General features: G+C 58.0%; 15 protein-coding genes. 9 read left to right on the top strand and 6 right to left on the bottom strand.

What is annotated here, in order from left to right; translation table 11 throughout:
- Positions 1-34: 34 nt before the first annotated feature.
- From ACYVI2_RS17920 to ACYVI2_RS17905, 4 genes are read left to right on the top strand one after another with little or no spacing between them, the layout of a single operon-like run.
- Positions 35-1,219 carry an alpha-hydroxy acid oxidase gene (locus tag ACYVI2_RS17920; protein WP_415816037.1) on the top strand — a complete coding sequence of 395 codons (1,185 nt, stop codon included), beginning with the start codon at positions 35-37 and terminating at the stop codon, positions 1,217-1,219.
- Positions 1,209-1,628, top strand: a complete 420-nt coding sequence (locus tag ACYVI2_RS17915; RefSeq protein WP_415816035.1) for a nuclear transport factor 2 family protein — start codon at positions 1,209-1,211, stop codon at positions 1,626-1,628. Before ACYVI2_RS17920 ends, ACYVI2_RS17915 begins: the two co-directional genes overlap by 11 nt.
- Positions 1,629-1,640: 12 nt before the next feature.
- On the top strand, positions 1,641-2,411 hold the full coding sequence (locus ACYVI2_RS17910; RefSeq protein WP_415816033.1) for a fumarylacetoacetate hydrolase family protein: 771 nt from the start codon (positions 1,641-1,643) through the stop codon (positions 2,409-2,411).
- Complete coding sequence (locus ACYVI2_RS17905; RefSeq protein ID WP_415816508.1) at positions 2,411-3,391, top strand: NADPH:quinone reductase; 981 nt, start codon at positions 2,411-2,413, stop codon at positions 3,389-3,391. Before ACYVI2_RS17910 ends, ACYVI2_RS17905 begins: the two co-directional genes overlap by 1 nt.
- On the opposite strand, the gene ACYVI2_RS17900 is transcribed toward ACYVI2_RS17905, so the two are convergent.
- Positions 3,378-4,592, bottom strand: coding sequence for a glycosyltransferase (locus ACYVI2_RS17900; protein WP_415816031.1), 1,215 nt, complete (start codon positions 4,590-4,592; stop codon positions 3,378-3,380). The two genes, ACYVI2_RS17905 and ACYVI2_RS17900, sit on opposite strands and share 14 nt — an antisense overlap.
- 73 nt (positions 4,593-4,665) lie before the next feature.
- On the opposite strand from ACYVI2_RS17900, the gene ACYVI2_RS17895 reads away from it, so the two are divergent.
- Entirely contained in the window at positions 4,666-5,295 is a 630-nt protein-coding gene (locus tag ACYVI2_RS17895) for a TetR/AcrR family transcriptional regulator (RefSeq protein WP_415816029.1), read from the top strand.
- Here ACYVI2_RS17895 and ACYVI2_RS17890 read toward each other — a convergent pair.
- On the bottom strand, positions 5,278-6,279 hold the full coding sequence (locus tag ACYVI2_RS17890) for a LacI family DNA-binding transcriptional regulator (RefSeq protein ID WP_415816027.1): 1,002 nt from the start codon (positions 6,277-6,279) through the stop codon (positions 5,278-5,280). The two genes, ACYVI2_RS17895 and ACYVI2_RS17890, sit on opposite strands and share 18 nt — an antisense overlap.
- 222 nt (positions 6,280-6,501) lie before the next feature.
- Here ACYVI2_RS17890 and ACYVI2_RS17885 point away from each other — a divergent pair, with 222 nt between their 5' ends.
- Positions 6,502-7,644: an L-talarate/galactarate dehydratase gene (locus ACYVI2_RS17885; protein ID WP_415816025.1), complete on the top strand. Its 1,143-nt coding sequence runs from the start codon at positions 6,502-6,504 to the stop codon at positions 7,642-7,644.
- An 88-nt stretch (positions 7,645-7,732) separates the two neighbouring features.
- On the top strand, positions 7,733-8,716 hold the full coding sequence (locus ACYVI2_RS17880; RefSeq protein WP_415816506.1) for a Bug family tripartite tricarboxylate transporter substrate binding protein: 984 nt from the start codon (positions 7,733-7,735) through the stop codon (positions 8,714-8,716).
- Positions 8,717-8,835: 119 nt separating this feature from the next.
- On the opposite strand, the gene ACYVI2_RS17875 is transcribed toward ACYVI2_RS17880, so the two are convergent.
- The 3 genes from ACYVI2_RS17875 to ACYVI2_RS17865 form a co-directional block, all read right to left on the bottom strand.
- The gene (locus tag ACYVI2_RS17875) at positions 8,836-9,345 is read right to left on the bottom strand and encodes a hypothetical protein (RefSeq protein WP_415816023.1); all 510 of its coding nucleotides are present in this window, start codon (positions 9,343-9,345) and stop codon (positions 8,836-8,838) included.
- 120 nt (positions 9,346-9,465) lie between these two features.
- A complete protein-coding gene (locus tag ACYVI2_RS17870; protein ID WP_415816021.1) occupies positions 9,466-10,152 on the bottom strand; it encodes an NADPH-dependent F420 reductase in 687 nt (228 codons plus the stop codon).
- 153 nt (positions 10,153-10,305) lie between these two features.
- Positions 10,306-11,187: a LysR family transcriptional regulator gene (locus tag ACYVI2_RS17865; RefSeq protein WP_415816019.1), complete on the bottom strand. Its 882-nt coding sequence runs from the start codon at positions 11,185-11,187 to the stop codon at positions 10,306-10,308.
- A gap of 138 nt (positions 11,188-11,325) precedes the next feature.
- Between ACYVI2_RS17865 and ACYVI2_RS17860 the strand changes: the two genes are divergently transcribed.
- The gene (locus tag ACYVI2_RS17860) at positions 11,326-12,156 is read left to right on the top strand and encodes an oxidoreductase (RefSeq protein ID WP_415816017.1); all 831 of its coding nucleotides are present in this window, start codon (positions 11,326-11,328) and stop codon (positions 12,154-12,156) included.
- 155 nt (positions 12,157-12,311) lie between these two features.
- On the top strand, positions 12,312-12,824 hold the full coding sequence (locus tag ACYVI2_RS17855) for a YdeI/OmpD-associated family protein (protein ID WP_415816015.1): 513 nt from the start codon (positions 12,312-12,314) through the stop codon (positions 12,822-12,824).
- A 51-nt stretch (positions 12,825-12,875) separates the two neighbouring features.
- Here the strand turns inward: ACYVI2_RS17855 and ACYVI2_RS17850 are convergent, their stop codons facing one another.
- The gene (locus ACYVI2_RS17850; RefSeq protein WP_415816013.1) at positions 12,876-13,868 is read right to left on the bottom strand and encodes an AraC family transcriptional regulator ligand-binding domain-containing protein; all 993 of its coding nucleotides are present in this window, start codon (positions 13,866-13,868) and stop codon (positions 12,876-12,878) included.
- Positions 13,869-13,960 lie beyond the last annotated feature (92 nt).

Here is a 13,960-nt window from a genome sequence, read left to right as displayed (position 1 = left end):
CAAGGGCCGACCAGCATTGCGGATATAGCAAAAAATGCGTTCGAAATTGAATGACAGCTACTCCATCGAACGTCTGCGCGTGATGGCGAGGCGACGGCTGCCGCGCGGGGTATTCGATTTTTATGACGGTGGCGCTGAAGACGAAGTGACACTTACCGACAACAGCAGCGCCTTTCAGCGGGTGCGTCTGAGCCCCAGGGTACTGCGCGATGTAGCCCAGGTTGACTTGTCCGCGGAGCTCTTTGGTCAACCTCTAAACATACCCATGGCCATCGGCCCTACGGGCGCGGTGGGCTTTGGCTGGCGTGGTGGTGATCTCGATTTGGCGCGCGCTGCAGCCGCCCACGGTATTCCCTACACATTATCCACATCGGCCACCACCTCCATCGAAGAAATCGCCAACCAGGCGCCAGGCCGCCACTGGTTCCAGGCCTACATCTTGCAAGACAAAGATCGCCTGCATGCCCTCATCGATCGCGCGTTGGCGGCCGACTACGAAGGGCTGGTCATCACCGTGGATCTCCCTGTCGGTGGCAAACGTGAACGCGACTTGGCCAATGGACTGAGTTTTCCCATGAAGCTCACGCATCGCAACATCTGTCAGTTCGTGCGCAAACCTTTTTGGTCGCTGGACATGCTGCTGCACAAACCGCCCGTGATGCCCAGCCTGCAAGGTTTGGCGTCGCTGGCCACCGACAAGACCAAAATGCAAGGCGTGGCCGGGCGCAATTACGACCCGTCGTTCGACTTGAACGCGCTGCGCGCCCTGCGCGACCGCTGGCCACGCAAGCTCATCGTAAAAGGCGTGGTTAACCCTGCCGACGTGAACGCCATTCTGGAAATCGGCGTCGACGCATTAGTCGTATCCAACCACGGTGGCCGGCAACTGGACACCTGTGTGGCGACGTTGGACGCGTTGCCCGGGATCGTGCGCGCGGTGAATGGACGTGTTCCCGTAATGCTCGACGGTGGTATCCGCCGAGGCAGCGATGTGTTCAAGGCACGCGCGCTCGGTGCTGACGCCGTACTGCTTGGCCGCGCCACGCTGTATGGCGTGCTGGCGGGCGGCTATGCCGGCGTAGATCGCGCGCTGACGATACTGCGCGATGAACTGACCCGCACTATGCAGCTGTGCGCGACCGCATCCGTTTCCGAGATCGACGGCTCGGTGCTGGCTATCCCTCAAAACTCCCGACCGGACTTCCTTTATGGCAACTGAATTGAAACTCTGCGAAAACCAGGTGATGCTGTTCTTCAGGTACCTGGACGATCGGCAATACGATGCATTGGCGGAGCTGATTGCCCCGCAAGGCGTGTGGCGGCGCCAGGGCAAGGTGCTCACCGGCCCTGGACAGGCTCGGGCAGCGCTGGCGCAGCGCTCGCCTACCATGCGCATCGCCCATCTGATCACCAACCTGGCGTGCAAACTGCAGGACGATCATCGGTGTACGGTCAGCGGATATATGCTGGTGGTGCGTCATGATCCCGGGCCCGCCGTCGCAGGCCCACTGCCACTCAAAGGAATCGAATCGATTCGGGACCTGCGAGTCAGTCTGGAACGCCACGACGGAAAATGGCTGATCAGCGAACTGTCGGCCGAAGACATTATTTTTGCCATGGACGCATAAGGAGCAGACGCAATGAGATGGTTACGCTACAGCCTGGAAGGCAAGACCCGCTATGGCATGCTGGATGAGAATGACCGGATCACGGCGGTAGACGGTTGCCCCTTTCAGGGCTACGAAACGACCTCCACACGCCTGCGCCTGGAAGACGTCAAGATCGAGGTGCCCGTCGTACCGCCCACGTTCTATTGCGTGGGCCTGAACTACACCAAGCACATCAGCACAGAAGGCATGTCCATTCCGAAAAAGCCCGACGTCGGCTACCGTGCGAACAATGCACTCATCGCGCATGGTGAGGACGTCATTATGCCGGCCGATGCAACCCGCGTGCATTATGAGGGCGAGCTAGTTGTCGTGATCGGCAAAAAGGTACGCAATATCTCGGTGGCGGAAGTCAAAGACTGCATCCTCGGCTACACGATCGGCAATGACGTCAGCGAGCGCAATTGGCAAGCCTCGGACCGCACATTCTGGCGCGCCAAGAACGCCGATACGTTCAAACCCATGGGCCCCTGGATTTCCACTGAGGCCGATGTTCCATCAATGCAAACCGTCGTGTCCGTCAATGGAACAGAGTCCACACGTTTCGAAACTGCGGATATGCTATTTGGTGTTGAGGAATTCATCAGCACCATGAGCCGTTATCTCACGCTCTATCCGGGCGACATCGTCTGGATGGGGACCGACGGCCATTCGCCCAATCTGCAGCCTGGAGATCAGGTCGATGTCACGCTGACGGGGCTTGGGACGCTGAGCAATCGTTTTGTCAAAGAGGGGCTTACGTGATGCAAGCAGCTTGGTACGAAAGAAACGGCGCCGCACAGGATGTCCTGCAATTCGGCGAAAAGCCCACCCCCGAGGCCGGCCGCGGCGAAGTCAGGATCCGCGTCGTATGCTCTGGCGTGAACCCGTCGGATGTGAAATCCCGCGCCGGCAGCCGTCCCGTGCGCGACGACTACATCATTCCGCATAGCGATGGCTCCGGTATCGTCGATCAAGTGGGACCCGATGTCAGCACTCATCGAGTCGGCGACCGCGTCTGGGTGTGGAATGCGCAATACAACCGCCCCTACGGGACAGCGGCGGAATACATCACGCTGCCGGCCAACCAGGCCGTGCCCTTACCGCAAGACGTGTCGTTCGAAGCCGGTGCTTGCTTGGGCATCCCTGCGTTGACCGCCTATCGCGCCGTCGAACTCGCGGACCTCGAGCCCGGCAACGCCGTGCTCGTCATCGGAGGCTCGTCCGCCGTGGGCTACTATGCCACGCAGTTGGTGCGTGCCCGCGGCGCGCGTGTCATCACGACGGTAGGCTCTGCAGAGAAAGCAGCATTTATGCATGACGCGGGACTGCCAGATACGGTGCTGTACAAAAAAGAGTCCGTCGCCGAGCGCGTCCTCGCCTTGACCGACGGCAAGGGCGTAAACGCCATCATCGATATGGACTTCTCCACGACCGCGGCGCTGGTCGATGAGGACGTGCTGGCATCGCACGGCAAGTTCGTCTGCTTTGGCTCGAACAACCGCGGGGCCGTGCCCGTCAACTACGCGACCTGGTTGCCACGTTCGTTATCGCTGCATTTCTTCCTGGTGTATCTGCTCACGCCTGCACAGCGCGATCGCGCGGTGCAAGGCGTTCAGGCCTTGCTCAAGGACGGAACGCTGCAACACCATATCGGCCCGAACTTTGCACTATCCGACATCATCAAAGCCCACCAAGCGGTAGAGAACGGGGTTTTTGGCAACGTGATCGTCAATTGCCAGTGAGAATTTCCTCGATCATCCTTACTCCCATAGCCAGTCCGTCCTCGCTAACCATAGCCCGCCCCACAACGCCAGCACAATCGACAACGGCGGGCTGCTCCACAAATGAAATAGCATCGCCAAGAACCGCAGCATTCAAGCGAACAGGCGACACTGCAGGCGCCGCTACTCCCAGCCTATACAGCCGATCCGCCCAGAAAAACTGATCCCCCGCAAACGGCATGACAATGGATGGCTTGCCTGCCCTCGCAGCGGAATGCGACGTCCCCGAACCGCCATGATGGATCACAGCCGTCACTCTGGGGAACAGCCAGTCATGCGGCGTAGCATCAATGCGCAAGACATTTTCCGGAAGTGTCATCGATCCCGTATCACTCCACCCCGGCCAAACCACGGCACGACGACCGTTCAATGCTTTGATGACAGTTTCAAGCATGCGCGACAGATGGATGCCAGTCATGCTGCCAAAGCCCACGTAGATCGGCGCAGGGCCCGCATCGAGAAACTGCGTCAACTCCGCGGGCGGGATGAAATCGGTACTCAGCGGCGGCACCCATTGACCACACATTACGGCGTTATCCGGCCAGTCTTTAGGCTGCGGCAATAGCGTGGGTGAAATGCCATACAGCATCGGATGCTCCGTCCAAAGCTTTACTCTGGGCGGCAACCCCAGCACATCGGCCCTGGCACGATTGAGTGCTTTCCTGAGACCCAACCACAGCAACTGATTCGTCAGGGCGAGGCTGGCTCTGTTCAATCGGGCAGGAACCCAAGCGGAAGGCAGAAACGGAGATGGAAATTCTCTCGACGGCGTCAGCGGAATCATCCCGGCGCCAATGGCCGGCACCGCCAAACGTTCCGCAACGGACAATCCGACAAAGCCAGCCAGCCCTGACACCACAATGGCATCGCAGCCCTGTGTAGCCTCGAACGTCTGTGCCATCCACGCTGCGGCGTTCGCATTGGTCAACGCTACGAGCGCCTTCGCTGTGCCTCGTGCGCCCGACTGGCTCCATCGGGTAAACAATGCTCGAATATCCCCGTCCAACGGCGCGGCCGGCACTGCGAGGCGATGCGCCAATCCCAGTGATCGCGCCTCTCCCAGCAAGGAAACCTCATGCCCGGCTTGAATCAAGGCGTGGCTCAACGCAACCAATGGGCGCGTATCCCCGTCGGTGCCGTATGTCAGGACGACTATTTTCATGGGCTTTCAACGCTAAAGTAAACGACGTATACTTTTAGCATATCATTTTTCACCCGCCGCAACATCATCACGCATGCCACGCAAGCTCATACGACCCGACCGCCGCGCAGAGATCCCTACGCACATCCAGCGTGTTGCTCAGCAACTGTTCCAATCGCATGGCTATACGCATGTGACGATGGAACAGATCGCCGGCCAGGCAACCGTGTCCAAACGCACCTTGTACAAATATTTCCCTGTAAAGGAGACGCTATTGGAGCGCGTGCTGGAGGATGAATTGGCAAAGGATTTGGCGCAGCAGGATTTCCACATTGATAGCCAAGCCAGCTTCCGCAGTAGTGTCTTGGACTTGTTGCACGGATCTGCGCAGTGGTGCGAGCAGCACACGGATTACTTGCTGCCTTATATCCGGCACAAGTTTGCGACTTTCGATCCGAGCGCAGCAGCAGAGAAAGACACAGGCCTCTTGCCCGTCTGGCAGATGTTGATCGCCGCAGCGCAAGAACGAGGAGAACTACGCGCTGAGCGCCCAGCAGAGCAGCTTGGGACTTATTTCCACTACTTGTATCTCGGCGCGCTGATGCGCTGGCTCACAGAGCCTCGTCTCGATCTACGCCAGGAATTCGATATGGTGGTTGCTCTGTTCGTCGATGGGGCGCGTCTGAATTGCCCCACCAACATTTCGTCATCGCCCCGCCGTTGACTCCCTTTCAATGATGCCAAACCCGACATCGATAAATTGTTCCTTGGGTGTCTCCCCCCTGCAGCGGGCAAGGAGAATGCGGGCAGCTTCTGCGCCGATCCGGGAACCATCGACGTGCACCGTCGTAAGCGTGGGCATCAGATAGCTTGAAAAACTCGTACCGCCAAAGCCGCACACAGCCAGGTCCTCGGGCACTCGCAAACCACGTGCGCGAGCCTCTATCAGCACACCTTCTGCAAGCGTGTCGGAACTGCAAAAGATCGCCCGCATCGACGGATATTTCTCCAGGAGCTCAGCAGCAGCTCGCCTGCCCGATCCAACATTACTCGGTGCCGGCACGAACGCGGTGGGCACATCATGCCCGATTCGATCGATAAAGCCCTGTTGGCGTATCAAGGCCCGTTGATCGTCTCCGGTCGCCACGCCAACCCGCGTCCATCCCTTGCCCAGGAAGTAATCCGCGACGGCGCGGCCTACATTCAGGTGGGAAAAACCGACAAGCATGTCGAACGGTTCATCGGTGATATCCCATGTCTCCACCAGTGGAATTCCCGCCGCTCGAACCCGCTCCCTTGCCGGCGTGTCACTCAGAAGGCCAGCCATCACTATGCCATCGACCTGCCGTCCAACCATGGAGTTAAGCAGGTCCGCTTCGCGTGCCCTGTCGTAGCCCGTCTGCCCCAGCAATAGTTGATACCCCTCCCGGTCCAACAGTTGGGTCAACGCTTCTATCGTTGGCAGAAACTGCTGGACTGAGATGATTGGAACAAGCGCAGCCACCGTTCGACTACGGCGCGATTTGAGCCCTCCCGCTAGCAGATTAGGGATATACCCGACCGCCTCAGCAGCGGCCTGTACTCGCTCCACTGTCTTGGCTGAAACGCGGCCAGGATTGCCCAATGCACGCGACGCAGTAATGAGGGAGACACCGGCTTCACGGGCGACTTCACGCAGGGTTATCGACTTTTGTTTGACGGAAGGCATTGAACTGAGAACCAGGGTAAACCCCAGTAAAAAAAGGTTTGATGGAGCGATTGGACAACGTTATCATTTTTTCCGATGACGCACTGAACATTAGTGATGCAGGGATCAAACAGGGTCCTCTTTTTAATCATGATATGGCTCAGTGCACATTTTTTCCCCAAAAATGACAACGTTGTCCATTGATCCGACGACGTGAATAGTTCCGACCTCAAGAGACACAAAATGAACTCACCCCTAGCAGCCGACAGCATCAGCTGGATACGTATTTCCTCATGCTACCTGCCACTGGCGACCCCGATCAGCGATGCCAAGGTATTGACTGGCCGGCAAAAGCCCATGACCGAAGTAGCGCTGCTTTTCGTCGAGCTTCAGACCAAAGATGGCCATGAAGGTCTGGGTATCAGCTACTCGAAACGGGCGGGTGGTCCGGGGCAATTCGCACACGCCAAGGAAATCGCGCCGGTCCTGTTGGGCGAGGATCCCAGCGATATCGGCCGTCTCTGGGTCAAGCTGGCTTGGGCGGGGGCATCCGTCGGCCGTAGTGGGCTGTCGACCCAGGCCATCGCGGCTTTCGACGTCGCACTCTATGACCTGAAGGCTCGCCGCGCCAACCTTCCGCTGGCAAAATTGCTGGGCGCCTATCGCGACTCCGTGGCTTGCTACAACACCTCAGGCGGCTTTCTGCATACGCCGACCGAGCAGTTGCTGGTGAATGCCTCGGCGTCCCGCGAAAGAGGAATCGGCGGTATCAAGCTCAAGGTTGGCCAGCCAGACCGCCAGTTGGACATCCGTCGTGTGGAAGCCGTACGCAAACATCTGGGTGACGACGTGCCGCTGATGGTCGACGCCAACCAACAATGGGACCGCCCTACCGCCCAACGCATGTGCCGAATCTTCGAACAGTTCAACCTGGTGTGGATCGAAGAACCTTTGGACGCCTACGATCATGAAGGGCACGCGGCTCTAGCTGCTGCATTTGACACACCTATCGCCACCGGTGAAATGCTGACGAGTGCAGCGGAACATGGCGACCTCATCCGCCACCGCGCCGCCGACTATATCCAGCCCGATGCGCCTCGCGTCGGTGGAATTACGCCCTTTCTCAAGATTCTTTCGCAAGCCGACAGCGCGGGTTTGATGCTCGCTCCCCACTTCGCGATGGAATTGCATGTCCACCTTGCTGCGATCTATCCGACCGAACCGTGGGTCGAACACTTCGACTGGTTGGAACCTCTCTTCCACGAACGCCTGGAGACGAGCAATGGCCGCATGCTGGTGCCCAACCGGCCAGGCCTTGGCCTGACGCTGACGGACCAGGCACGCACCTGGACCCGCGAGCAAGTCGAGGTGGGTAAGCGCGCCTAGACGCATCACGACCAGCCCAGCCCCCGCGTCCTGCGGGGACTCATACCTATTCAAGTGCTGACACCAATACTGAGGAGATATCTAAATGATGAGACGCCTGTTTTCCACTCTGCTTGCCTTCAGCGTCGCGATGGTGGCGCCAGCGGTCGCCACGGCAGCCGACACTGCGGCCGCTTGGCCCAACAAGCCCGTTACGTTCTTGGTCCCGTTCCCACCGGGCGGTTCGACAGACCTCATCGCTCGAACCGTCGCTCAGAAGGTCGGAGACAAGCTGGGCGGCACGTTCCTGACCGAGAACAAGCCCGGAGCGGGGGGCACAGTTGGGGCTGCTTATGCGAAGCGAGCGGCGCCCGATGGTGACACCATCCTCGTGTCGTCGCTCGGCCCGTTCGTCATCTCGCCTCATCTGGTATCCAATCCTGGCTACGACGCACGCAAGGACTTCGACTTCATCACCGTTGCGGTCCAAGCGCCCAACGTTCTGGTCGTTAATGCGAACTCACCATTCAAGTCGTTGAAAGACGTCATCGAGTATCTCAAAGCCAATCCAGGCAAGATGACGTTCGCGTCGGCGGGCAACGGCACCTCGGATCACTTGACTGCGGCGCTGTTCTGGCAGGAAACGCAGACCGAAGGCACGCACGTTCCTTATAGGGGTGGCGCACCAGCGATCGTCGATCTGCTAGGTGGTCAGGTAGATGCGTCGTTCTCGAATATCAATACGTGCCTTACGCACGTACAGTCTGGTAAGTTGCGTGCGCTGGCTGTCACCAGCGCCAAGCGCTCTCCCCTGCTGCCTGACGTACCGACGATGGAAGAACAGGGCTTGAAAGGTGTCACGGTCACATCCTGGCAAGCGTTTGCTGCACCCAAAGGGCTGCCGGTCACTATCCGCGACAAGCTCCGTAACGCGATCGTCGAAAGCCTCAATGACCCATCCATCAAACCCAAGTTGTTGGAGCTGGGTTTCGAGATCGTCGGAAACACCCCCGCCGAGTTCGAGAAATTCCAGGCAGAAGAATATGATCGTTGGAAACGCGTGATCGAAGTCGGCCACATTACGACGAATTAATTAAGCCGGCGAGGTCACAACCTCTAGCGGGAGGGCAGCTCATCTTCCCTCCCGGGCCACCGGCCCGCCCGAGGCCGCTGCCCCCCCTTGTCACGCAACCCCAATTCCCATCAGCCCCTTCAGGTTCTCGCCTCTTTCGAATGCCAATTCTGCGGCATCTCGAACAGTCCATCATCTCGCCTCGCACGCAGGTACTGAAGCTCCTCTGGCGGTATCACCATCTGAAGCCATTGGCCGTCGCCCGCCAGATCCAAACCCGGGCCGCCATTGTTGTACAGCGCGGCCTTCAAGAATCCCAAATCACCGGAATTCATTATGTTCCACTTGCAGCGCAACAACGGACGCGTGGCATAGATTTTCAGGATCGTTCGCTTGGCACTGCTGTCGAGCCATGGGTTCCTCGCCTCGCCGGTAAGCCAGCTGACGATTTGAACAAATCGTGGCTGACGCGCGCGGGAGGGCGCAGTCGCTTGTTCAGCCCCCCAGTTCGGCAGCTTGCCATTCATTTTTGCGACATAGAACCCCCGGCCGATCTGCCCCGTCGGCGGCAGAAACCGCTCCTGGACTCCTACTGTGAGAATGTTGACGGCCGACGCCTCGCTCGTGCCGTGATAGCCGATGAAGTACATGCAAAGCCTCCGCTTTTCGTTGGGTTTCGCTCTACTACTTTTTAGCACAACGTCGAGCACCTGCCAGTCTTTGTCATACCATCTTTCATTGTTGTAGGAGCTAGCTCCTCCCAGGCGGGATCAGAGCTTGTAGCCGCCACTCGCCTCGATTACCGAAAGGCCAAGGCGGATCAAGTCGTCGGCGTTCCCGCCATATTCATGGTCTACGACGTGGTGCAACAGAACGCCGGCCTGCTCCAGTTGCCGGGCGCCCTTGAGCGGGCCGGCGTTGACAGGCTTGAAGCCGGCATCAGCGATCAAACCGCGCGTCAGCAGCCCAGCCGCTGCGTCGTCACTGACATAGAAGACATTCGGTTGTACCAGCGACTTCGACCACGCAGCGGCCTCAAGCAGCGGCGCCGCCAACAGGTTGAATGACTTGACGATCCGAGCCTTCGGCAAGCGCTGTTGCAAGACCTCGGAGGTCGAGTTGTCGCGCATAAAGTCCAGATCGTGGAAATGCACGAACTCGGCAGTAACGCCGAGCGGGTTCATCGTTTCGATCACGACCTTGCCATCGAGCGCATCGTCCACTTCGTTGACGATCGCATCGACTCTCGGCCAGTAGATGGAGAACAGAACGACCTCGCCGAATTCGGCGGCCTCGCGAATCGTGCCGAGCCGGGCCCTGTCACCCAATTCTGCAAGCAACGGGGCGATCTTTCGATCCTCGCCGTCCTTCGCAATGACGAGGTCATGACCTGCGGCTGCCCAGGCTCTCGCCAGGCGACTGCCGACATTGCCTGCATTCAAAATACCGATCTTCATTTGCTTTCTAACTTCCGAATAGTGCATTGGAAGCACTACTCTAGGGGTGATAGGAAGATAGATAAATAGCAACAAGAGCTACAGACTGTTGTCTACAAAAGCATCAATAGTCCTGCGCAGACGAGGCCCCATCAGTGGCAATAAACGGTCCGACTACGCACGGGGCCATTGTGTTGCAATCGCCGAATCCGCGAGCATCGCATCGGCAATATCCAGCATCGCTCGCAAGCGATCCATATGTCGCAGATCGTGATGGTAGCCCACCCATATATCTCGGGGTGGAATCTCATCTGGTGTTTCGACACGCTGCAGCCCGGACATTGCATCGCCAAGCGGCCTTGGCAGTACGGCAACGCCCATGCCGCGCAGGCACATCTGCGCCTGAACAGCTCGGCTCGTGCTTGTGAAGACACGCCGTGAATGTGGAAACCTGTCGAGTAGCCAGACGACATCAGGAAAATGGGATTGCGCCGTATTCATCAGAATAAGCCCCACAGAACTCGGATCGTCCCGCATTGCACGCGCGGTTTCGGCCGAGCCATAAAGACCATATGACATCGTCATCAGCCGGCGTTGAACAATGTCCGGCTCGGTGAAGGGAACGATGCGAAAGGCCACGTCGGCATCACGGCGCGATAGGTTGAGCAATCGATAGCTCGCGATCACCTCTGGCACAACGGCTGGATGGCGATGCGTCAGTTCGGCCAGGACAGGGGCCAGCACATAGCCGGCAAACCACTCTGCGCAAGATATCCGCAGGATACCTTCGAGTCGCTCGTGATTGCCTGCCAGACGCCTTTCCATTGCCAAGGCGGAGTTCTCCATGGACTCCGCCAACGCGAGTACAGTGTCTCCGGCGTCCGTGAGCACCAGTCCATCTCCCGTTCTGCGAAAGAGCGGCTGCTCTGCCTCGTCTTCGAGTGCCTTTATCCGGCGCCCGACCGTTGGATGACTCACGCCTAAGCTGCGGGCAGCCTCGCCGAAAGATCCGCAGCGGACGACTGCCAGATAGATTCGAACATCGCTCCATTCCATGCCATAGACCCTGTGCGTTCAAAAATGTACAACCAATATACAAAAATGGCAGTTCTCAAACAATTCTGTTGATATCAACATACCACCCTAGCGTTGGAATGAACTGTTGAGCGCACGATTAAGCGAAAGGGAAAAGGCATGAAAAAGACTTGGTTGATAACCGGTTGTTCGAGCGGCTTCGGGCGGCATTTGGCTCAGGAGGCAGCAGCCCGCGGAGACGAGGTCGTAGCAACGGCACGGAACCTGGATACCCTGAGAGATCTGGCGCAGCGCTACCCCAATACGGTGCGCCTTGCTTCTCTGGACGTCACCAGGCCAGAGACGATACGGGCTGCCATAGCGATGACAGAGGAGACCTTTGGCAAACTGAACGTACTGGTCAACAATGCCGGACATGGGTTCATGGGAGCGATTGAGGAGGCTACGTCAGACGAATATCGCCCTCTGTTCGAGGTCAACGTTTTTGGCCTGATTGAGGTGACACGTGCCGCGCTGCCACTAATGCGTCGCACCAAAGGAGGTCGGATCGTGAACCTCTCATCTGGAGCCGGCATCCTCGGCACGGGTGGGCGTGGTTATTACAACGCAACTAAATTTGCGGTTGAAGGCTTGTCAGAGGCACTCGCGCAAGAAGTAGCGCCTATGGATATTCGGGTGTTGATCGTCGAGCCGGGGCCGTTTCGCACCGAGTTCCTGGGGCGCTCTATCGCGGTCGCCAGACAGAAGCTCGAGGCCTATGCGGCAAGCGGAGGCGCCGCCCGCATCTATCGCGAGAGCAACGACGGACGACAACTGGGGGACCCGAGCAAAGCTGTCGCCGTGATGATTCGGGCGATCGATGCCGATGATCCGCCACTGCACTTACCGATCGGCCCACATGCGCACTCACAGGCAGAACGCAAGTTGGAAATGTTCCGTCGAGATATTGATGCGTGGCGCGAGATGTCCATCGCCACGGATTTCGATTGACGACGATCCGACGAAGTCGAACGCCTCTATCATTGGGCACCCCCAGGATTCAACATAACCAGCCGTGCTCTCAGTTCTGCTAACCTCATGGCATGTCCCAGAGCAAACACGAAACAATCGCCTTCCGGAACTCTGCAGAATTGAGCGAGTGGTTGATGAGTCATCATCAGCACAGCAGCGAGGTGTGGGTGCAGATATTCAAGAAAGGATCTGGCAAGCAATCGGTCACGTGGACAGACTGCGTGATCGAAGCTATCCGTTTTGGCTGGATCGATGGGCAAAAGCTGCCGCTAGATGAGGCTTCGTTTATGCAACGTCTAACGCCTCGAAAGCAGAAGTCAAACTGGTCTGCCAAGAACCGCGAGCATGCGACTCGGCTCATCGCAGAGGGGCGAATGACGCCTGCGGGCCTCGCTCATGTCGAGGCGGCAAAGGCTGGTGGTCAATGGGATAGCGCCTACGAAGGCTCCGCCGCCATGACCATCCCGCAAGACTTTCTGGATGCTCTGGAGGCAATACCTGCCGCTCTGGCCTTTTTCCAGACGTTGGATCGCAAGAACCTCTATTCGATCTACTATCGGCTTCACACGGCCAAGCGTCCCGAGACACGCGCCAGGCGGTTGTCAAAAATCCTTGCCCAGCTTGAGCGCGGCGAGCGGTTCCATTGAGGCAGAGACGGTCAAGCCCTCTTACAGCGGCTGCACTACAACATACATCGGCTAGCGTTGTTTATCCAGGCTCATTAGGGCGCCAGCTTCCGCAGAATCTCGTGCGGCCTGTTGACTGCGCCAGTGGGTAGCGCTGCAACCGAACGATTGCTGAAACCAACGAGAAAATGAGCTCAGGCTTTCAAAGCCTGTTTGGTCGGCAATCATGGCTAGCGAACTGGTGGTTTCTGCCAACGCACGAGTCGCAATATCCGCTCGCACGCATTGGAGAATCCGCGAGAACGTCACCCCCTCGCTCGACAAATGCCGACTCACCGTCCTGCGGTCCATGTTGAAATGGGCCGCCAACGATTCCGCATCACAACCGCCCTCATCCAACATTTTTCTCATCTGCCGCTCGACCTTGTTCGAGAAACTGGTCACTGAGCGCTTCATGATGGGAGTCAGCTGCTGCATGGCGAGGCGTCTGAGAAACGGGGATGACGTCACCGGCGTGCGCTGCAGGATGCTTTCGTTGATGACCAACCCAGACAAGACCTGCTTGTATTGAACCGGACACTTAAAAAATCGCTGAAATACTCGCATGTTGGGGGGCTTGGCGAATGCGAGCGCAATCATATCGGGTTGAAAATCTTCGCCCAGCAGCCAGCGCACCAACATCGTTATACCCACCAATGCAAATTGCGTACATTGAAAGGATTCTTCTCGTGTGCGTGCCGAGATCTCGATCACTACCAGAGGATTCTGAAAGCGTTTATCCAACTGGATAAAGGTTCCGTCGGCATGCAGTGTCAAATGGGACGTGTAGAAATTGATCGCTTGCTCAACGGTTTCAGCCTCGCGCATTAACAGCGTGACCTCTCCCAGGTTGGGCATGCCACGCTGAATCGCGGCGCGTGTCGCAAAGTCTGGACAACCGGCCGCTCGAGCACATTCGGCCAGGAGTCTCAGAAATGCGTCGAAGGAAATTTGAGTTTCCAGATCCTCCATACAGGCGATATCCAGGCCCACGCCGGCCAACATTTTTACGGGATCTAATCCCACAGCCCTGGCAGCCTCCGGGAAACCTACCAGCGTGGCGCTTCGGATCGTTCTTCTGTTTCGCGCTTCCATTGCTTATTCCCCAACCGACGCGG

The organism is Bordetella tumbae (assembly GCF_054780995.1).
This window is presented reverse-complemented; position numbering and strand designations above follow the sequence as displayed.